Below are 18,852 nucleotides of genomic sequence, written 5' to 3' on the forward strand. Positions count from 1 at the left end.
TGAGGCAACCCGTTCATCGTGCAAAAAGAAGACGTGGAATCCCTGCATGCCCTCGGCACGGCAATCCCCGGGCCGGCCCGCGATCGCGGCCTGGATGCGCCCACGCGCGCGATCGCCGGCTTCGTCTTGATCGCCTCGCTGGTCTGGATCGTGCTGCACGCCTGTTATACGGCGTTTCCCATGATCCGGCCCGGCGCCGACATCGTCATGGAGGCCAAGTTCGAGTCCCTGGTGAAGGCACGCCTGTTCTCCTCGGAGGATCGCTTCCGCGTCCTGGTATTCGGCAACAGTAAAACCCTGGCTGGATTCCGCCCCGAGCAGTTCGACGCCGCGTTCAAGCCCGGCGTGCATTCCTACAACCTGGGCCTGCCCGGCGACGCCCGCATCCTGCCCATACTGGAAGCGGCGCTGGCCGCCGGCAATGTCCCCACGCACGTGCTGCTGACCATACCGTGGGACAACAAGCCCAAGCCGACGCTGCTGGACCGCCTGCGGGACGACGAGTCCATCCTGTACACCCTGGTGCCGTTCCGCGATCTGCCGCGCGACATCGTGGCCTTTATTGCCACCAGCCATTTCCAGTTTCGCGCGCGCTACGAGGAGAGCCGGCAGGAGCGCGACAGGATGCTGGCGCAGCGAGGATGGTATTTCATCAAGGGCCAGCGCTTCTTTCCCAGCGGCGAGCTGCCCGACGATTACAGTATCCCAACGGATCATCCGGACGAATTCCTCGCCCGCGACGTTCCGGCCAGGTCTTTCGTCCTGAGCGAGCTGGAGCGCCTGTCCCGCGCCTACGGATTCAAGGTCGTGCTGGTCCCCGGCAATATGCGGCGCCACGCCCAAGCGTCGGCGCCGGCCGCCGACGGACAGCGCAGCGTGGCCGTTGCGGACCACCCGGACATGCGCATCATCGGGCCCGACTATTGGATATATCCACCGGCGGATTACGCCGACTCGGTGCATCTGAACCCGGTGGGCGCCTCCGAATACACGCGCGACCTGGCACGTCTGGTGGCCGATAGCGGGATGTTGAACTGATGCTATTCAATTCCTTCGAATTCTTCGCCTTCTTCCTCGTCTTCCTGGCCGTGTTCTTCTCGGTCCCGGCCAGGCGCCAGCCGCTGGTGCTGCTCGTGGCCAGCTACCTGTTCTACATGGGCTGGCGTCCTTCCTTCGCCATCCTGCTGGCCTTCACGACAGTCGTGGACTACGGCACCGCGCTGGCCATGGAGAAGGCGCGCACGCCGGCAACGCGGCGCCTGGCGATGATCACGGCCCTGGCCATCAACCTGGGCATACTGGCGACGGTGAAGTACCTGGATTTCATGATCGCCAATATCGTCGGCATCACGGGCTTCTTCGGCATCGAGATCCCGGCTTACGCGCTGGGACTCATCCTGCCCGTGGGGATTTCCTTCTACACCTTTCAATCGGTGGGCTACACGCTCGACGTCTACCACCGGCGCATACCCGCGGAAAAAGACTTCGTCACCTACGCCCAGTACGTTTCCTTCTTTCCGCAGCTGGTGGCCGGGCCGATCGAGCGGGCCGGGCACATGCTGCCGCAGTTCCGGCGCGCGCATGTGTTCCGCTACGACAACCTGGTCAGCGGCGGCTGGCTGATCGGCTACGGCCTGTTCAAGAAGATGTGCATCGCCGATGTCATTTCCCCCTTCGTGGCGGGCGTCTACGGGGATCCGGGTGCCTACCCGGGCGGCTACCATGCGCTCGCCGCGGTACTGTTCGCCGTGCAGATCTATTGCGATTTCTCGGGGTATTCGGACATCGCCCGGGGCGCCGCGCGGATCATGGATTGCGAACTGATGATCAATTTCAGGCAGCCGTACTTTTCCGCCAGCCTGACCGAATTCTGGCGGCGCTGGCATATCTCCTTGTCGTCATGGTTTCGCGACTACCTTTATATGCCCTTGGGCGGCGGCCACCAGCGCGCGGGCCGCGCCGCGCGCAACGTCGTCATCGTGTTCGTGGTCAGCGGGATCTGGCACGGCGCCGCATGGACCTTCATCATCTGGGGCGCCCTGCATGGCCTGGGCCTGGTGGTGGAACGCTGGTTCCGCGATACGCCGCTGAAACAGCGCCTGGCGCGGACACTGCCCGCGCTTGCGTCGGTATTGGGCCGCGGCTGGACGCTCTTGCTGGTGCTGGCCGGCTGGATATTCTTTCGCGCCGGTTCCTTGCACGATGCCCTCGGCGTCTTCGGCCACCTCGGCACGGGCGGCGCGTTCTCGTATGGCACCTTCAACAGCCTGGGCTTGTCCGCCTTCCAAAGCCTGACGCTGGCGACGTCGCTGTTGCTGTTGTTCGCCATCGACTTCCAGCTGGTCTACCACCCGGAACGCCTGAGCCGGTTGGCCAGCTTGCGCCCCGTCAACACCCTGGCCGGGGTCGCGCTTGCCTACTACGTCGTCCTCTTCGGCGTATTCGGCCGGACGGAATTCATTTACTTCCAATTCTGAGCAGCCGGCCTGTTGGTATCATCGCGGCACCGCCAACGGAGCACGCCATGGACCGCCGCCGCCTCGAATGCTTCCTGGCCTTGGCCGAGGAACTGCACTTTCACCGCGCAGCGGTGCGCTGCCACATGACCCAGCCCGCGCTCAGCCAGCAATTGCGCGCGCTGGAAGCGCAGCTGCAGGTACAGCTGGTGTACCGCAGCAAGCGCCACGTATCGCTCACGCGCGCCGGCGAGGTATTCCTGGACGAAGTACGCAAGATCCTGCGCACCATGGACGTCGCGGTCGATGTGGCGCGCCGCACGGAAAAGGGCGAGATCGGCCAGTTGACCATAGGCGTCACGGCGCCGGCGCTGTACATCGTGTTCCCGGAGATCGTACGCGAATTCAATCGGCGCCTGCCGGACGTCGGCATGGTCGTTCACGACATGACGACCGCCGAACAGGAGCAGGCCTTGCGCAACCGCGCCATACAGCTGGGAATCGTGCATCCGCCGCTGGAAGATGCGTCTTTGTCGTGCCAGACGATCGCCACGACCGCGTTCAATATCGTTCTGTCGGACCGCAATAGCCTCGCCCGGCGCAGGCGGCTGACGCTGCGGGATCTGGCGAACGAGCAGTTCATCATCTTTCCCCGCACCATCGGCCCGCAACTGTACGACCACATCATCAGCCTGTGCCAGGCCGAAGGCTTCAGCCCCAAGGTCATCCTGGAAACCACGCCGGCCCAGTCCATCATCGCCATGGCCGCGGCCGATTTCGGCATCGGCTTCATCGCGTCGGAATACCAGATGCTGGCGCGGCCCGGGGTGGTATTCCGCAAGCTGTCGGGGGTGATGCCCTACCTGTCGCTGGGTGTGGCCTACGACGCCGCCGATGTGTCGCCCGCGATGAAGGTGTTCCTGGACATCGCGCAGCGCGTCGGCGCACAGGTGCGTTAGCCGGGCAGAACGCTGATAAGAAAAACTACTCAATAGAGTCAAAAAAAGAATTGGAGCTTTTCTAGCCCCGATCCTATCGTGTCCTGCATACACCAATAACGCAGGAGACAAAGCGATGACGCCCTTGCAGGCCGCCGCGCCCGAATCCGGGCCGCCCATCAAAATCGTCAGCGTGCGCACCATCGTAGTCAACGCCGAGATGCGCAACTGGATTTTCGTCAAGGTGCAGACGAACCAGGACGGCCTGTACGGTTGGGGCGAAGCCAGCCTGAACTGGAAGACCCGCGCGGTTACCGGCGCCGTCGAGGACCTGGAACCCCTGCTGGTCGGCCGCGATCCCCGCGACATCGAGCAATGCGTGCGCGCCATGCACAAGCACAGCTATTACAAGCTGGGCATCATCGGCGTGACCGCGATCAGCGGCATCGAGCACGCCTTGTGGGACATCCATGCCAAGAGCCTGAACGTGCCGGTCTGGCGCCTGCTGGGCGGCAAGGTGCGCGAAAAGGTGCGCCTGTACACGCACCTGGGGCTGGGCGACATGAAGGCCGTCTACGAGACCTTCGACCATGGCAAGCTGCGCGACAGCGCGCTGCAAGTGGTGGAGAAGGGGTACGACGCGCTGAAGGTCGTCTTCATCCCCTACGGCAACCACGTGTCCTCGATCGCCGCGCGCAAACACGTCGGCAGGTTGATGGAAACCGTGCGCAACGCCGTGGGCGAATCGGTCGACATCATGGTCGACTTCCACGGCCGGCCCGGTTCCATCGCGGCGTCGTTGGGGTTCATCGAGGAACTGGCGCCGTACCGTCCCATGTTCTGCGAAGAACCCGTGCAGCCGGGCGACACGGCGGCGCTGCGGGAAGTCGCGCTGCGCGCCCCGTGCCCGATCGCCTCGGGCGAACGGCTGGTGGGCCTGAACGAATTCATGCCCGTGCTGACCGGCAAGGCGGTGCACGTGGCGCAGCCGGACCTGAATCACACCGGCGGCCTGCTGGAAGGCAAGCGTATCGCCGCGGTGGCCGAAGCCGAACTCATCGGCATCGCCCCGCACAATCCCAACGGCCCGATCGCCGGCGTGGCGGCGCTTCATTACGACGTTTCGACGCCCAACTTCCTGATCCAGGAAGAAATGAGCGGCGCCGTTCCCTGGTACGACGACGTGGTCCAGACGCCCTTGAAGCGCGTCGGCACGTATTGGGAAGTGCCGCACGGGCCCGGCCTGGGCGTGGAGATCAACGAAGCGGAGGCTGCCAAGCATCCCTTCAAGCAGGAAGTGATGCATGCCACGGGCGCGGTGCTGGATGACGGCACCATCGTCGAGTGGTAGGACCGCCGATTCGAACAAGCAAAAACTGGACAGCGCATGAAATTCACAACGCCTGGCGGCGTCTATAACGCCACACCTTCCCGCATCGTCTTTGCCGAGGGCGCCATCGACGGCGTGGCCGATGAAGTCGGCCGGCTGGGCGCGCGCCGCGCGCTGGTGGTCACCACGCCCGGACGCACTGCGCTGGGCGATCGCGTGGCCTCGCTGCTCGGCGACCGCTGCGCCGCGGTCTGGCCGCAGGCGGTGTCGCAAGTGCCCATCGAACTGGCCCGCCGCGGACGGCAGGCGGCCCGCGACGCGGGCGCGGACTGCATCGTCAGCGTGGGCGGCGGCGCGGCCGTGGGCCTGGGCAAGGGCATTTCCCTGGAACTGGCCTTGCCCATCATCGCCATTCCGACCACGTATTCCGGATCCGAGGTCACAGGCTTCTGCGGCATCACGATCGACGGCGTCAAGCGCATGCACACCAGCCTGAACATGCTGGCCTCCACCGTGATCTACGATCCGCGGCTGACGCTGGGACTGCCTGCCGACGTCAGCGCGGCCAGCGCCATGAACGCGCTGGCGCATTGCGTGGATGCGATCTACGTTCCCACCGTGGATCCCGTCACCGTGCTGGCCGCCATCGAAGGCGCCCGGGTGATCGCCCGGGCCTCGCCGCGCGTCATCGCCCGGCCCGACGACATCCAGGCGCGCACCGAGCTGCTGTACGGCGCCTACCTGGGCGGCGTCGCCCTGACCGGCGGCTTCGCGTTGCAGCATGGCCTGGCGCACGTCCTGGGCGGCAGCTTCAACATCGCGCATGGTTTATCCCACACGCTGGTACTGCCTTATGTCGCGCAGTACAACACCGCCCATGCGCCGGGGCCGCTGCAACAGCTGGCCGATGCGATCGGCGCGCCCAGCCTGGGAGCGGGCCTGTACGATCTGGCACGCTCACTGCACATACGGATGGGCCTGACCGATACCGGACTGGACCCGTCGGCGCTGGACGCCGCCGCGCGCATCACGGTGGAAACGGACGAAGGCTACAACCCCGGCCCGGTCACCTTCGACGCAGTGCGACGCATCCTGGATGCCGCCTGGCACGGCGAACGTCCCGCTTGAACGGGCGCCGGCGAGCCTGCCGCCCCGGTGTGCCGGGAGCACCTATAAAAACCGATATGGCCGCTGTATTGGAGACATGATGAAGCTGACCCGCAGACTATTGTTCCAGGCCGCAGGCGCCGCCGCGCTGGCCACCGCCTTGCCGGCCGCGCGCGCGGCCGCCGAGTACTCGTGGAAGTTCGGCCATGGCTTTCCGCCCAGCCATCCCATCCACAAGCGCGCCGTCGAGGCCGCCGCCTGGATCAAGCAGCAAAGCAAGGGGCGGGTGGACATCGGCGTGTTTCCCAACAGCCAGCTGGGCGGGGACAACGATCTGCTGTCGCAGGTCTATTCGGGCGGCATCGAAATGTTCACCACCGGCGGCATCATCATGTCCACGCTGGTTCCCCACGCCGCCATCAGCGGGCTGGGGTTCATCTTCAACGATTACGCGTCGGTCTGGAACGCCATGGACGGCAAGCTGGGCGCCTTCGTGCGCGAGGCCTTCGCCAAGAAGGGCCTGCATGCCGTGGATCGGATCTGGGACAACGGCTTTCGCGAAATCACCACCGGCAGCCGGCCCATCGCGGAGCCCAAGGACCTGGCCAACCTGAAAATCCGGGTACCCGTCAGTCCTTTGTACATCTCGCTGTTCAAGGCCCTGGGCGCAGCGCCGACCAGCATCAACCTGGCCGAGGTCTATACGGCCTTGCAGACCGGCGTGGTGGAAGGCCAGGAGAACCCGCTGGTGGTGACCGACACGGCCAAGTTCTACGAGGTGCAGAAATTTTGCTCGCTGACGAACCATATCTGGGATGGTTCGTGGATCGTGATCAACGGCGATGCCTGGGATGGCCTGCCGCCGGAGCTGCAATCCATCGTCAGCCGCGGCTTCAATGACCTGGCGCAACAACAGCGTGCCGATATCGCGCAGCTGAACGACTCGCTCGGCGCCAGCCTGGCGCAGCGCGGTCTGAAGGTGAACCATGCCGATCCGGCGCCGTTTCGCGACGTGCTGCGCAAGGCCGGCTTCTACACCGATTGGCAAGCGAAGTTCGGGGCGCAGGCCTGGACGGTGCTGGAAGCCGCGGTCGGGAAGCTGTCATGAGCACGGCGCCCTGGACCGCGCAGGCCAAGGCGAACATGGGCACGCAAGCGGATGGCCGGCTGGATAAGCGTGCGGGAATGCCGGGGGACAGCGGCGCGGCGCCGGCCCGCATGACTCGCCCGGTACCGGCCGAGACCGCGTGGCGCTGGCTGGTCGAATACCCCGCGGCCTTGCTGGTTGTCGCCGAAGTGGTCATCCTGTTCACCGGCATCGTGGCGCGTTATGCGCTGCACATGCCCATCACGTGGACCGACGAGGCCTCGTCCATCCTGTTCCTGTGGCTGTCGGCGCTGGGCTCGGCCGTGGCCATCCAGCGCGGTGAACACATGCGCATGACGGCCCTGGTGTCCAAATGCGCGCCGCGGACGCGCCTCTACCTGGACGCAGCGGCCTCCGGCGCGGCGCTGCTGTTCCTGGCAGCGGTCCTGCTGCCGGCCATCCGGTTCGCGGACAAGCAGGGCGCCTTTACCACCCCGGCGCTGGAGATCTCCGGCACCTGGCGCGCCGCCGCGCTGCCGGCCGGCGTCGCGCTGATGTTCGTCGCCAACGCCTTGCGGCTGGCCCGCACGGCCAACCACCGGGTCGTCCTGGCGGCGCTGGCCACGGTTGCCGCCGTCGCGCTGGCGTTCTGGGCCGCGCAGCCGCTGTTCGCGGGCCTGGGCAAGATGAACCTGTTGATCTTTTTCCTGGGCGTGGTCGTGGTGACGGTCTTCGCCGGCGTGCCGATCGCCTTCGGCTTTGGCCTGGCGACCTTCGGCTATCTGGCGCTGACCACGCGCATTCCGCTCGCGACCATGGTGGGGCGCATGGACGAAGGCATGTCGCATCTGGTGCTGCTGGCCGTGCCGCTGTTCATCTTCCTGGGCCTGCTGATCGAAATGACGGGCATGGCGCGGCGCATGGTGGCTTTCCTGGCCAATCTGATCGGGCACAAGCGCGGTGGCCTGGCCTACGTATTGATCGGCGCCATGTACCTGGTCTCGGGAATCTCCGGTGCCAAGGCCGCGGACATGGCGGCGGTCGCGCCGGCGCTGTTCCCTGAAATGAAGAAGCGCGGCGCCAGGGAGGGGGACCTGGTGGCGCTGCTGGCCGCCACCGCCGCCCAGACGGAAACCATCCCGCCCAGCATCGTGCTGATCACCATAGGCTCGGTGACGGGCGTGTCCATTGCCGCGTTGTTCACCGGCGGGCTGCTGCCCGGCGCCTTGCTGGCCATCGCGCTGTGCGCGGTCGTATGGCGGCGCTACCGCAAGGAAGACCTGGCCGGCGCGGCCTGGCCTGGCGCGCGCGCGGTGTGGCGCTCGCTTCAGGCGGCCCTGCCGGCGCTGGTGCTGCCGTTCCTGATCCGCTTTGCCGTAGTCGACGGCGTGGCGACGGCTACCGAAGTTTCCACCATTGGCATCGTGTACGCGCTGCTGATCGCCTTGCTGGTGCAGCGCGGGTGCGACTGGTCGCGGCTGGTGCCCATCCTGGTCGAAACCGCGGCGCTGTCCGGCGCCATCCTGTTGATCATCGGCACCGCCACCGCGATGGCGTGGTGCCTGACACGTTCGGGGTTTTCCACCGACCTGGCGGCGCTGATGGCGGGCCTGCCCGGCGGCAAGCTGGGCTTCCTGGCGGTGTCCATCGTGCTGTTCATCGTCCTGGGCAGCGTCCTGGAAGGCGTGCCGGCCATCGTGCTGTTTGGTCCCTTGCTCTTTCCGATCGCCCAGCAGGTAGGGGTCAACGAGGTGCACTACGCGATGGTTGTCATCCTGTCCATGGGCATCGGCCTGTTCGCGCCGCCGTTCGGGGTGGGGTACTACGTCGCGTCCGCCATCGGGCGGGCGTCGCCGGATGCCGGCATGAGGCCTATCACGGGCTACATGCTGGCCCTGTTCATCGGCGTGCTGGTGATCGCCGCCGTGCCATGGATTTCCACGGGGTTCCTGCGGTGAACATATTCCTGGTGGGCGAAGCCGCCACGCACGCCGAAAAACTCGCCGACCGCCTGACGTGCGGTGCACGCATCGTGCCGCTGCCGCGCCAGGCGGCCCATGCGCCCGATCACGACGGCCAGATCGGGCCGCGAGACGTGGTGGTGTCGCTGCGCTTCAGCCGCCCGCCGGGCGCCACGCCCGTGTTCCGCTTGCTGCATGTCCCCGGCGCCGGGCTGGATGGCATCGACTTCGCCAGCGTGCCGCCTGCCGCGGCGATCTGCAATGTGTTCGAGCACGAGATTCCCATCGCGGAATACGTGACCCTGGCGATGCTGGAATGGCAGATCCGCCTGCGCGAGTTGACGGCGCGCTTCACGGCGCGAAGCTGGTCCGACCTGTACCGTAGCCGTCCGCCGCATGCGGAGCTGTACGGCAAGACGCTGCTGCTGATAGGCCTGGGCCGAATCGGCCGCGCCATCGCGACGCGTGCGCGGGCGTTCGGCATGCGCGTCCTGGCCGTCGACGGCCATGCGCAGCCTGCCGCCGGGCTGGTGGACAAGGTATTCGCGCCGGACGAATTGGACGACGCGCTGCCGACCGCGAATTTCGTCGTTATCTGCTGCCCCTTGACCGACGACACGCGAGGCATGTTCAACACGCGAACGCTGGGCCGCATGCGCGGCGACGCGGTACTGATCAACGTCTCGCGCGCCGAAATCGCGCAGGAAGAAGACCTGTACATCGCCTTGCGCGACAAGGCGATCGCCGGCGCCGTCCTGGACGTCTGGTATCGCTATCCCAAGGGCGCGGACGACCACGTCGAACCAGCGTCACGGCCGTTCCTGGAACTGCCCAATGTCATCGCCACCCCGCACACCTCGGCCTGGACCACGGACCTGCCGTGGCGCAGATACGGCTTCATCGCGGCGAATATCGACCGGCTGGCCGGCGGCGACGCGCTGGCCAATGTCGTCCGGCCCGCCGCTTAGCGCGTCCAGCCGACCCTGTCTGCGAGGATAGTCTTTTCATCCCTGCCGAGGCGCGACATCCACCTGGCGCCGTACCTCGTCGGCGACGGGATGGATGTCCGGCGCGGAGGCGGGTGCCATCACGCTGTAGCCCAGGCCCTGGTCCGACCATGCGTAGCCAGCCACGCCGTTCTGCGCGTGCGCCGACATCGGTGTGTCGCGCTCCACGGCCATCGGCCGCACCATCATGGCGATCCGCGTGCCGCGCGCATCGTCGTACAGGAACAGTCCCGCCGGACCGTGTTCGGTGGCGATCAGGCGTCCCCCCATGAAGCGGTAGCCTGCCTGGACCAGGTCGGGCAGGGCGATGGGGCGCTCCAGCCGTTGGGAAATCCAGGACACGAGCTGCGCGCTGTCCGCCGCAGGCAGTTCCACCGGGCGCCTCGGGTCGGCCGCATAGACCTGGTAGCTGGCCGCGGCTTCCCGGGCCAGCGCCGCGATCCCGCCGGCCGGCGCCTCAGGCGTGCCGCGCAGGTTCCAGCCGCCCACGCCGCCGATACCCAATGCCAACACGATGGACGCGGCAATGCGCCACGGAACGCGGCGGCGCTGTCGATGCGCTTCCACCATGCGCGCAAGGTCCAGTTCCGGCGGAATGGGTTCTTCGGTGATGGGCGCCAGTGCCTCGCGCAACTGCCGGCGCAGCTGCGCATGGCCTTGCATCCGCGCCGCGACATCGGGATGCCTGGCAAGGTAGTCTTCGACCTGCCTGCGTCGCGGGCCCCCCAGGGCGCCGTCGACATAGGCGTGCAAGTCCTCTTCCCGAATGGGGGCCTCGTCCCTGCTCATTTCACGCTCCGCAATACAGGCCGGTTGCCGCCTGCCGGCGCATCGCCACGGGAGCCGCCCGTGACGGCGCCCCGCATGATGCGCAGCAGCTTTTCCCTGGCCCGGGCCAGGCGCGATGTGACGGTCCCGGTCGGGATGTCCAGCACCCTGGCGGCTTCTTCATAGGTCATGTCTTCCACCGAAACGAGCAGCAGCACGCTGCGCTGTTCGTCTGGCAACTGTTCCAGCGCGCGCAGCACATCGCCGTAGCGCAGCCCGTCTTCCTGGGCGGCGCGCACCGCCAGCATGGCGTCGTCCACGGCCTCCAGCGGCACGTCGTGCGCACGGGGACGCGCGCGCCGCAATTGATCCATCGCCAGGTTGTGCAGGATGGCGAACACCCATTTGCGCGTATCGCCGTCATTGCGCCTCTGGCCCCACCGTACGATGACGCGCTCCAGGCAATCCTGCACCAGGTCGTCGGCCCGCGCCCTGTCGTGCAACAGGGCGCGCGCATAGCGGCGCAGCGCCGGGATCAGCGGCTCGACGAGCCGCATCATGTCGTCCACGCAAATATCCTCAAAGACCTTGCACCTGCACCGGCGCCCCTGTCACGCCATCCGCCTGCGGCGCGATTACCAGATAGCGCCGCGCATCCTGTGCCGCCGCATCGGCCTGGACCAGTTGGCGTATCGGTCCGATGGCATTGACGATAGCCGATCCCGCCGGGTTGGCGACGAAGCTGGCCAAGGGCTGAAGCGCGCCGCTGCCGTCGGGCTGACCGGACAAGGCCAGCACATAGGCGTGCTTGGGTTCCAGGCCGGTGGCCGAGGCCTGCAGCACCTGCAGCAGGCCCTGGTCGAACAGGCTGACGGACGTGGGCGGCGTGTCGGACGCCACCGGTTTGCCGTCCTTGACGGCCTGCAGGGTCAGGTGTGCGGCCTGTCCCGCCACGCCCAGCGGCTGCAGGTTCTGCATGCCGTCGCCTTGCGGCACCGCGCCGGGCACATAGGCAATGGCCTGTGGCGCCTGGCCGATGGGTACGTTGCCGATCACCTTATTGGTCGCGGTATCGATGGCCGCCAGGGCGTCGGCGTTTTCCAGCCCCACATACACCCGCGTGCCGTCGCCGGACGGCCAGACGCCGTGCGGCAGATTGCCGACCGGAATCGTGGCGACCTGCGTGTAGTCGTCGGTGCGGAACACCTTGACCTGGTTCAGCCCGCCCACCGTCACGTAGGCGAAACTGCCCGCTTGATTGCGGATGAAATTGACGTGGTTGGTGATGGGACCGGTATCCATGGTCTTCAGCAGCTTGAACGGCGGGCGGGCGTCGAACACCTGCACCTTGCCCACGTCCTTCAGCGTGAACCAGACCTGTTTGCCATCCGGCGTCGCCGCGATATTGGGGCAGAAGGGACTGGCCTGCTGTACCCGGCCGACGATTTTGTGGCTGGATACCTGCACCACGACCGTCTCGGGGTTGAACGACGAGCAGACATAGCCATACTTGCCGTCCGGCGAAAAGATCTGCATGCCGGGGCCCGCTGCCGTGGTGATGCGGGTTTTTTCCTTGTAGGTCGCCGCGTCGATCACCGATACGTAGTTCTCGCCGCGCACCGTGACCCAAACTTCCTTGCCGTCCGGCGTGTAGAACGCTTCATGAGGCGAACGGCCCACATAGGTGATGTGCTTTACCGCATTGGTGCCCGTATCGATGAAGGTGACGGAATTCGAGCCTATGGAGACGACCGCCAGGGTGCGATGGTCCGGCGAATAGCCCATGCCATGCACGAGTACCTGTCCGCGATACAAGGGGCTGAAATTGCCCGGCGCCGGATCGCCAAGGCGGATCACGCCCAGCAGCCGGTTATCGGCGGGATCCGTGACGGACACCGTATTGGAAAACTGCTCGGCCGCGTAGACACGGTCGCGGTGGCTGACCGGCACATCGGCGGCGGAAGAGGCCGCCGGCGCCTGGCCGGCCTGCGACGACAGGCTCGCGGCGCCCAGCACGGCGGCCGCCAACACATTCAAGAAAAATATGCGCTTCATTGCGTGGATACTCCCGAGGACATCACATCTGGTGGTGGTGATTGGGCATGGACGGTGGCGGGGCTGGCGCGGGCGGCGCCACGTCGGGCTGTGTCGGGGCGGGCGCGGAGGGCGGCAATGCCAGGCCCAAGGCAAGGCGCATGGCGGCGATTTCCTGCTGCTGCTCGACGATGATTTCCTGGGCGATGCGCCGCAGCTGTTCATTCTTGCCGTAGCGCAGCTCGGCCTGGGCCATTTCGATCGCGCCCTGGTGGTGGGGCGCCATCATGGCGACGAAGTCCTGGTCGATGTCGCCACTGGGCTTGGCCGCCATGCCAGCCATCATCCGGTCCATGGCGGCGTTGTTTTCCGCGAGGAAGGCAGCCTCGTCGTCGCCGGCCGACCACGCGCTCGCGCCCAGTCCCAGGCTTGCCGCCAGCAGAACGGCGGCGCCATGTCTGACGCGCGCAAAAGGAATCCTCATCGCTCCCCCCATATCGGAAAAAGTTCGCCAATACAGGGGTAGACGCACGAGACCGGCGCATCCTTCCATCGCCAGAAAAATTTTCGCGCGCGGGATTTTAGCTGCGGAAGTACTTGAATATAGCGTCTTAAGCTGTTGAATCTTAAGACTTATATTTGGATATTCTGCCGCGACCCCAAGGCGCTGCGTGTTACAACCCCGCCGGCCACGCCACGGCGCCGGCATTCCTTCAACCGCCAGGTTTCGGGGGTTTTTCGCCCCTTTTTACGGCCGTTGGCATCGCGATCCGCTCACTAGAATGGACCCCGTCCCGTCAAGTCGTGCGGGATCCGGCTGGCCTGACGGCCTGGACCGGCCGCCTTCCATGGGCCTCACAATGAATGCTTCAACCCTGATCGGCATCGCCGTCGCCATCGCGACCCTGGCGGCTGCCATATTTTCCTCTTCGCCGGACGCCATCGCGTTCGTCAATCTTCCCGGGCTGGGCATCGTGGTGGGCGGCACCGCGGCGGCGGTATTCATCGGCTATCCGATGACGGAAGTCCGCCGCATCGGGCCGCTGCTGCGGCGGGTGTTCCGCAACGAGAAGCTGGACACCCAGCGCGACATCGACGAACTGGTCGCGCTGGCCCACAGCTGGGCGGGATCCAACGTGCACAACGTCGAACGCGAATTGCAGAAGGTGACCAATCCTTTTCTGCGCACCGGCGTCCAGCTGATCATCGACAACACCCCGGAAGAACAGATCGTCGAGCTGTTGCAGTGGCGCATCGCCCGCATGCGCGCCCGTGAACAGGCCGAGGCGCAAATGTTCCGCACCATGGCCAGCTTCGCGCCGGCCTTCGGCATGCTCGCCACGCTGATCGGCCTGGTCAACCTGATGACCGTACTGGGCTCGCAAGGCATGGACGTCATCGGCAAGCAAATGGGCATCGCCCTGATCGCGACCTTCTACGGCATCCTGCTGGCCAACCTGATCTGCAAGCCCATCGCGATCAAGCTGGAACGCCGCACCGAACAGCGGCTGGTGCTGATGAACATGGTGCTGCAGGGCATATCGATGATGTGCGAGCGGCGCGGCCCGGCCATGGTGCGCGAGACGCTCAATTCCTTCATGCAGAACTTCGAGGACGAAATCCGCGAGCAGCCGCCCCGGAAAAAAGGCAAGGCCGCCTCGGCCGCCGGTGCCGCCGGCGCGGCATCGCGGGCCGCGCCCAGCCTGGCCGGCCAGGGATTGCCGGATGCCGCGTCCTTGCGCAACCGGGCGAGCTCGCAGCGGCCATGAGTTCCACGCATTCCCGCGCATCCTGGATAGACGTCGCGATACAGCGCAAGGCGGAGGAAGAACGCCTGCAGCGCGAACGCAGCAAGACGGTGCGCCGCAACCGGTACGAGCGCTGGCATGTGCCCGAAACCCTGGACAGGGAGCCGGACAACTGGCTGATGACGTACCTGGACCTGATCACGCTGCTGTTGGCCCTGTTCGTGGTGATGCTGGCGCTGACGCGGATCGGCCCCGGCCCGGGCGCCAAGCCGCCGGAGGTGGCGGCCGGCGTCAGCCTGGCCAAGCTGCCGCCGGGACCCGTCGAACCATGGGCCGCGGACCTGCCCAAGATCCCGGAAGCATGGTCGCGGCTGCCGGACCCGCCACCGCCCGAAGCCACCGCGACGGCGCCGACCGAACCGCTGGAAAAGCCGGCGCCACCGGTCAAGATGCCGACGGCCGAGGAACTGGGCCTGGCCGATCTGGGCAAGTCGGTGGACGTGCAGATCAACCGCCGGACGGTCAGCTTCAGGATCAGCAACGAACTGCTGTTCACGTCGGGGCAGGCCACCCTCAGCAAGGAAGGCGGCCCGCTGATCAAGAAGCTGGCCGACGTCATCAATCGCAGCAAGTTCCCCGTGTCGGTCGAAGGCCACAGCGACAACGTTCCCATCCTGACGCGGCAGTTCGCCTCCAACTGGGACTTGTCGACCAGCCGCGCCACATCGGTCCTGCGTGAATTGGTGCATGACGGCGTCGATCCGCAACGCCTGCGCGCGGTGGGCTACGCGGATACCCAGCCGCTGCAAAGCAATGACACGCAGGCGGGCAGGGCGGCCAACCGGCGCGTGGAGCTGATCATGCGTATCGTGCCGGACAAGGATACGGCGCGGTAAGGCGGTGCCTGTACGTCACGCCCCTGCGGCGGCTTGCCGTTGCGGTGGACGGCTGCCCTGTTCTTCGGCGGACAGTATCCGCGTCAGGTAAGCGTGGTATTCCGTATGGCATCTCTCGTCCTCCACCGTGGCCTGGGCCCGCACGATCAATGCGCCAGGCGAACTGTGCAAGCTACTGAATACGAGCTGGCCGTCGCGCAGCGCGAAGTTCGAGGAGGCGCTGAGCGTCAGCTTGGGACCGCGGTTTTCGCCGACATACAGCGCGACCAGGCCCAGGGGCAGCGTGGAAGGCAGTGACTGCAGGGCGTTGCGGGTGGCATCGATGCTGATCAGGCCGGCCGGCAGCGTCTCCGGCAAGGCGGACAGGCTGTTATACGAGACATCCAGCCTTTGAAGCTTGCCAGGCAGAAAAGCCGGCAAGGTTTCGAACTGGTTCTGCGCAAGAATCAGCGTTTGGATGCCGCATGGCAGCGTCGGCAGCCTGGTCAAGCGGTTTTTCGATAGATCGAGCTCGACCACATCGGGCAGCAGCGGCGGCGCCTGCCGCAGGTTCAGATTGCTCAGATTCAGTTTGGTGGCGCCGCGCTGCGCCAACGCGGCTTCGACTCTGCGGCGTGCCTCCGCACGCTTTTCCCCGGCGGCCCCTTCGCGGACATACCGGTCCATGATCGCGGCCATCCTGGCCTTCAGATTGGCCATTCCATCCACGGGCGCGCCCGGCACCGGGCTGGGCGCCGGGTCTACCGCGTTCAGCAAAGTCCCGATTTCCTTGGCGGTGCCATTGGCAGTACCGAATGACGCGGTAGTGCAGGTGCCGGCGAGCCCAGGCGGTTCGAGGGGGGCGACTGAGAATGAATAGGACAGCGTAGTAGCAGTGGTCATGGATGGAACGATAGGTAACGGTGAAGTAGGGTCATGGAGCGCGAAGGCGGTTCGTTACGTCCATGATTACCGGGGTTCCGTGCGAATTCCGATCTTTCACTACGCCATTACGCGCAAGCGCCGGGCATCATTCCTACACGATACGAAACGGGCGGACATGCCACGGCACGTCCACGGCACACGCGGCCTTTAACATAAGCGTCATCCAAACGGACTAGGATCAAAGCACGGTGGCGCGTAAGGCGTCGCGGCAGCGACAGGCCCATGACGATGAAAATCCTCTATACGAATTTCCATTGCGCAAACGGGGTAGGCGGTCATACCTCGTATATTGCGCGCCTGGCCACCGCACTGGCACAACGCCATTGCGTCCACATCGCGGCGCCGGCCTCCAGCGCGCTGCGGCGCATAGGTAGCGAGCTGCCGGGCGTGCGGACACACGCACAGGAATTTCCCAGTCGTCTCTACCGGCTGCCTGCCGCGGTCCGGCAGTTGAACCATTTGCTCAGCACGCAGCGGTACGACATCGTGCACGTCAACGGCTCCAGCGATCACCGTCTCGTGCTGCTCGCTTCCCTGACGCTGCGCAAGCGGCCGAAGATCGTCCTGACCAAGCACAACGATCATCGCATCAAGGGGACCAGCGCGTGGTTGCGCATCCTGGCGGGCACCGACCATGTGATCGCCGTATGCGATCACGTCAAGCGCAAACTTGCCAGGAGTCCCTATGCCAGGAAAGGCGTGACGCGGGTCTTCAACGGGATCGACACGCGCCGGTTCACGCCGGCCGCCCAAGCGTCGCGGGCGGCCATGCGAGAGAAGTATTTCCAGACCGCTATGCCGGATCGCATCGTGCTGGGCAGCAACGCCGGCACATCGGACTACAAAGGCTGGATGTACATGGTCAGGGCGGTGGCCGAACTGCCTCGTCCGCTGCGCGACAGGTTCCACGTTGCCGTGGCGGGCGGCCCTCCCTCGGCGGCCGACCTGGAAGAGGTGCGCGCATTGAGCATGCACGAGCATTTCACCTATGTCGGGGACCTGGACGACGTGCGGCCTTTTCTGGCGGCCATCGACGTGGGCTTCGTGCTGTCGCATCGCACGGAGACCATTTCGTTTGCCTGCCGCGAGATGATGGCCACCGGCAAGCCGGTGATCGTCACCGCGCATTCCGGCCTGCCGGAAAATATCACCCCCGGCATCGACGGCTGGATCGTGCCGCCGTGCTCGGCGACCGCGCTCTCTGCGCTGCTGAAGGCGCTGGAGTCCGGCGCGCATGACATCGCACGCATGGGGGCGGCCGCGCGCACGAAGGCCGTGCGCGAATTCGGCATCGAGCCTTTCATCGACGGTACCGAGCACGTCTACCTGGGCCTGATGAATCCTCTGCCCGGCATCCTGGAACTCTACGACCCGCGCGTGTAGACGCCGGCAAGAACGACGGCCCGCATCACCGAGGTGTTGCGGGCCGTCGTGCGTACTGCGCCTTGCCGGGCGCCGGCAAGGCCTCTGGCCGCCAGCCGCGCGCATCTTCCATCGGATGAAGCGCCGGCGGCCCGGATCACAGTACGGCGTCGCGCGTGCGGCCGCCGCGGGTGGCGGCGTAGCTGGACGAGAACGCGCCGATCAGCATCGAGATAAAGGCCCACAGCGCAAAGCCGACCGCGGCCTTGCGGGCCTCGTCGGCCGCCTCGCGCGCCTTTTGCTTGGCATCGTCCGCCGCTTGCTTGGCGCGGTTGATCGTGTCGTCGATGCGCTTTTCCGCGGTGGCCTGGTCCACGCCGGCCTGGGTGGAAATGACGCGGGCGACGTAGGTCTTGTCCTCGGGCGTGATGGATCCTCGCGCCAGGCTGGCGGCGACGATACGTCCGACCTCCGCCTTCGCGGCGTCGCCTTGCGTCGCATCGGGGCGATCCGAACGGAACAGGCTGTCGACGAAGTACTGTGCCGACGGCCCCGGCGTGGCGCTCGCGCCCGCGCCACTGCCCGCCGCCGCGGCCGTTGCCGCGGTGGCTGCGCCGGACACCGCGCTCGCGCCCACCTTGGCCGCGCCGCTGACCGCTGAGCTAACGCCGGACCCCAACATGAATGCGCTGACCACTGCGGCCACCGCCCATACCAGGAATCCATGCGCGGTATCGCGGAAATACACTTCGTCGGAATGCACGTCCACCCATTTGGTGCGCATGCGCCCCGCGATATAGCCGCCTAGTCCGGCCGATACGATCTGGATGACGACCAGCCAGATGATGAGGCCTATGCCGATGGTCTTGGCCGAGGCACCCTCGTCACCCCACGGCGACATGGAGGCGAAGCCGAACCCCGCCCCGGCTAACAGCAGCATCAGGTAAGTGGCGGCCGCCACGAAGGCCCCCGCCAGGACGGCGCCCCAGGAGACGGCCGAGCCGAAGGACTCGCGCTTGCCCAGTGACGCCGGCGAAACGCCGGTCTGCAAAGTGGTGCTTTCCATGGAATAACCTCGCTCAGATAGGGTGACGAACCGCCGCCCTGAGCAATTGGCATACCTGGAGCACCGCCGCGCATCGCGACGCGGCACGGGGCGTATCGCATCGGCACCCCCCTGGCGCGGCACATTGTCGGGTGCGCCAGGGGCGTCCGGCACGGCAAGGCCGGCCGC

Annotated in this window: 17 protein-coding genes; 11 read left to right on the plus strand and 6 right to left on the minus strand. The window is 66.2% G+C overall.

The window, feature by feature from the left end:
* The first annotated feature begins 18 nt into the window (after positions 1-18).
* The 8 genes from AKI39_RS12190 (at position 19) to AKI39_RS12225 (ending at position 9,847) form a co-directional block, all read left to right on the plus strand.
* The gene (locus AKI39_RS12190; protein ID WP_066636151.1) at positions 19-1,038 is read left to right on the plus strand and encodes a hypothetical protein; all 1,020 of its coding nucleotides are present in this window, start codon (positions 19-21) and stop codon (positions 1,036-1,038) included.
* The gene (locus AKI39_RS12195; RefSeq protein WP_066636154.1) at positions 1,038-2,477 is read left to right on the plus strand and encodes an MBOAT family O-acyltransferase; all 1,440 of its coding nucleotides are present in this window, start codon (positions 1,038-1,040) and stop codon (positions 2,475-2,477) included. Before AKI39_RS12190 ends, AKI39_RS12195 begins: the two co-directional genes overlap by 1 nt.
* 47 nt (positions 2,478-2,524) lie before the next feature.
* Positions 2,525-3,415 (plus strand): LysR family transcriptional regulator, encoded by an 891-nt coding sequence (locus tag AKI39_RS25735; protein WP_066636157.1) that lies wholly within the window; start codon positions 2,525-2,527, stop codon positions 3,413-3,415.
* Between the two features lie 115 nt (positions 3,416-3,530).
* Positions 3,531-4,745: an enolase C-terminal domain-like protein gene (locus AKI39_RS12205; protein WP_201258567.1), complete on the plus strand. Its 1,215-nt coding sequence runs from the start codon at positions 3,531-3,533 to the stop codon at positions 4,743-4,745.
* A 36-nt stretch (positions 4,746-4,781) separates the two neighbouring features.
* The gene (locus AKI39_RS12210; RefSeq protein WP_066636159.1) at positions 4,782-5,852 is read left to right on the plus strand and encodes a maleylacetate reductase; all 1,071 of its coding nucleotides are present in this window, start codon (positions 4,782-4,784) and stop codon (positions 5,850-5,852) included.
* 76 nt (positions 5,853-5,928) lie between these two features.
* Complete coding sequence (locus AKI39_RS12215) at positions 5,929-6,939, plus strand: TRAP transporter substrate-binding protein (RefSeq protein WP_201258568.1); 1,011 nt, start codon at positions 5,929-5,931, stop codon at positions 6,937-6,939.
* 110 nt (positions 6,940-7,049) lie between these two features.
* Positions 7,050-8,876: a TRAP transporter large permease gene (locus tag AKI39_RS12220; RefSeq protein ID WP_235610826.1), complete on the plus strand. Its 1,827-nt coding sequence runs from the start codon at positions 7,050-7,052 to the stop codon at positions 8,874-8,876.
* Positions 8,873-9,847, plus strand: a complete 975-nt coding sequence (locus AKI39_RS12225; protein WP_066636163.1) for a 2-hydroxyacid dehydrogenase — start codon at positions 8,873-8,875, stop codon at positions 9,845-9,847. Before AKI39_RS12220 ends, AKI39_RS12225 begins: the two co-directional genes overlap by 4 nt.
* Before the next feature lie 36 nt (positions 9,848-9,883).
* On the opposite strand, the gene AKI39_RS12230 is transcribed toward AKI39_RS12225, so the two are convergent.
* The 4 genes from AKI39_RS12230 to AKI39_RS12245 are packed head-to-tail and all read right to left on the minus strand — an operon-like array spanning position 9,884 to position 13,172.
* Positions 9,884-10,675 carry an anti-sigma factor family protein gene (locus AKI39_RS12230; RefSeq protein ID WP_066636171.1) on the minus strand — a complete coding sequence of 264 codons (792 nt, stop codon included), beginning with the start codon at positions 10,673-10,675 and terminating at the stop codon, positions 9,884-9,886.
* On the minus strand, positions 10,672-11,214 hold the full coding sequence (locus AKI39_RS12235) for an RNA polymerase sigma factor (protein ID WP_066642840.1): 543 nt from the start codon (positions 11,212-11,214) through the stop codon (positions 10,672-10,674). The genes AKI39_RS12230 and AKI39_RS12235 overlap by 4 nt, the downstream gene beginning before the upstream one ends.
* Before the next feature lie 19 nt (positions 11,215-11,233).
* A complete protein-coding gene (locus AKI39_RS12240; RefSeq protein ID WP_066636173.1) occupies positions 11,234-12,709 on the minus strand; it encodes a YncE family protein in 1,476 nt (491 codons plus the stop codon).
* Between the two features lie 22 nt (positions 12,710-12,731).
* A complete protein-coding gene (locus tag AKI39_RS12245; protein ID WP_066636175.1) occupies positions 12,732-13,172 on the minus strand; it encodes a DUF305 domain-containing protein in 441 nt (146 codons plus the stop codon).
* Positions 13,173-13,548: 376 nt separating this feature from the next.
* Between AKI39_RS12245 and AKI39_RS12250 the strand changes: the two genes are divergently transcribed.
* Together AKI39_RS12250 and AKI39_RS12255 are read left to right on the plus strand one after the other, a co-directional pair.
* On the plus strand, positions 13,549-14,457 hold the full coding sequence (locus AKI39_RS12250) for a motility protein A (protein ID WP_066636177.1): 909 nt from the start codon (positions 13,549-13,551) through the stop codon (positions 14,455-14,457).
* A complete protein-coding gene (locus tag AKI39_RS12255; protein ID WP_083228798.1) occupies positions 14,454-15,332 on the plus strand; it encodes an OmpA/MotB family protein in 879 nt (292 codons plus the stop codon). The genes AKI39_RS12250 and AKI39_RS12255 overlap by 4 nt, the downstream gene beginning before the upstream one ends.
* Positions 15,333-15,347: 15 nt before the next feature.
* Here AKI39_RS12255 and AKI39_RS12260 read toward each other — a convergent pair whose 3' ends face one another.
* Positions 15,348-16,088: a hypothetical protein gene (locus tag AKI39_RS12260; RefSeq protein ID WP_066636179.1), complete on the minus strand. Its 741-nt coding sequence runs from the start codon at positions 16,086-16,088 to the stop codon at positions 15,348-15,350.
* 390 nt (positions 16,089-16,478) lie between these two features.
* On the opposite strand from AKI39_RS12260, the gene AKI39_RS12265 reads away from it, so the two are divergent.
* Entirely contained in the window at positions 16,479-17,639 is a 1,161-nt protein-coding gene (locus tag AKI39_RS12265) for a glycosyltransferase (RefSeq protein WP_235610800.1), read from the plus strand.
* Between the two features lie 136 nt (positions 17,640-17,775).
* Here AKI39_RS12265 and AKI39_RS12270 read toward each other — a convergent pair whose 3' ends face one another.
* On the minus strand, positions 17,776-18,684 hold the full coding sequence (locus AKI39_RS12270; RefSeq protein WP_066636182.1) for a hypothetical protein: 909 nt from the start codon (positions 18,682-18,684) through the stop codon (positions 17,776-17,778).
* Positions 18,685-18,852: the final 168 nt, after the last annotated feature.

Source organism: Bordetella sp. H567 (assembly GCF_001704295.1).
Classification (GTDB): Bacteria; Pseudomonadota; Gammaproteobacteria; order Burkholderiales; family Burkholderiaceae_B; genus Bordetella_C.

Coding starts and splice junctions, on each gene's coding strand:
- AKI39_RS12240 (WP_066636173.1), bottom strand. CDS start 12,709: ATGAAGCGCATATTTTTCTTGAATGTGTTGGCGGCCGCCGTGCTGGGC.
- AKI39_RS12205 (WP_201258567.1), top strand. CDS start 3,531: ATGACGCCCTTGCAGGCCGCCGCGCCCGAATCCGGGCCGCCCATCAAA.
- AKI39_RS12230 (WP_066636171.1), bottom strand. CDS start 10,675: ATGAGCAGGGACGAGGCCCCCATTCGGGAAGAGGACTTGCACGCCTAT.
- AKI39_RS12270 (WP_066636182.1), bottom strand. CDS start 18,684: ATGGAAAGCACCACTTTGCAGACCGGCGTTTCGCCGGCGTCACTGGGC.
- AKI39_RS12235 (WP_066642840.1), bottom strand. CDS start 11,214: ATGATGCGGCTCGTCGAGCCGCTGATCCCGGCGCTGCGCCGCTATGCG.
- AKI39_RS12265 (WP_235610800.1), top strand. CDS start 16,479: ATGACGATGAAAATCCTCTATACGAATTTCCATTGCGCAAACGGGGTA.
- AKI39_RS12250 (WP_066636177.1), top strand. CDS start 13,549: ATGAATGCTTCAACCCTGATCGGCATCGCCGTCGCCATCGCGACCCTG.
- AKI39_RS12245 (WP_066636175.1), bottom strand. CDS start 13,172: ATGAGGATTCCTTTTGCGCGCGTCAGACATGGCGCCGCCGTTCTGCTG.
- AKI39_RS25735 (WP_066636157.1), top strand. CDS start 2,525: ATGGACCGCCGCCGCCTCGAATGCTTCCTGGCCTTGGCCGAGGAACTG.
- AKI39_RS12220 (WP_235610826.1), top strand. CDS start 7,050: ATGACTCGCCCGGTACCGGCCGAGACCGCGTGGCGCTGGCTGGTCGAA.
- AKI39_RS12255 (WP_083228798.1), top strand. CDS start 14,454: ATGAGTTCCACGCATTCCCGCGCATCCTGGATAGACGTCGCGATACAG.
- AKI39_RS12195 (WP_066636154.1), top strand. CDS start 1,038: ATGCTATTCAATTCCTTCGAATTCTTCGCCTTCTTCCTCGTCTTCCTG.
- AKI39_RS12215 (WP_201258568.1), top strand. CDS start 5,929: ATGATGAAGCTGACCCGCAGACTATTGTTCCAGGCCGCAGGCGCCGCC.
- AKI39_RS12210 (WP_066636159.1), top strand. CDS start 4,782: ATGAAATTCACAACGCCTGGCGGCGTCTATAACGCCACACCTTCCCGC.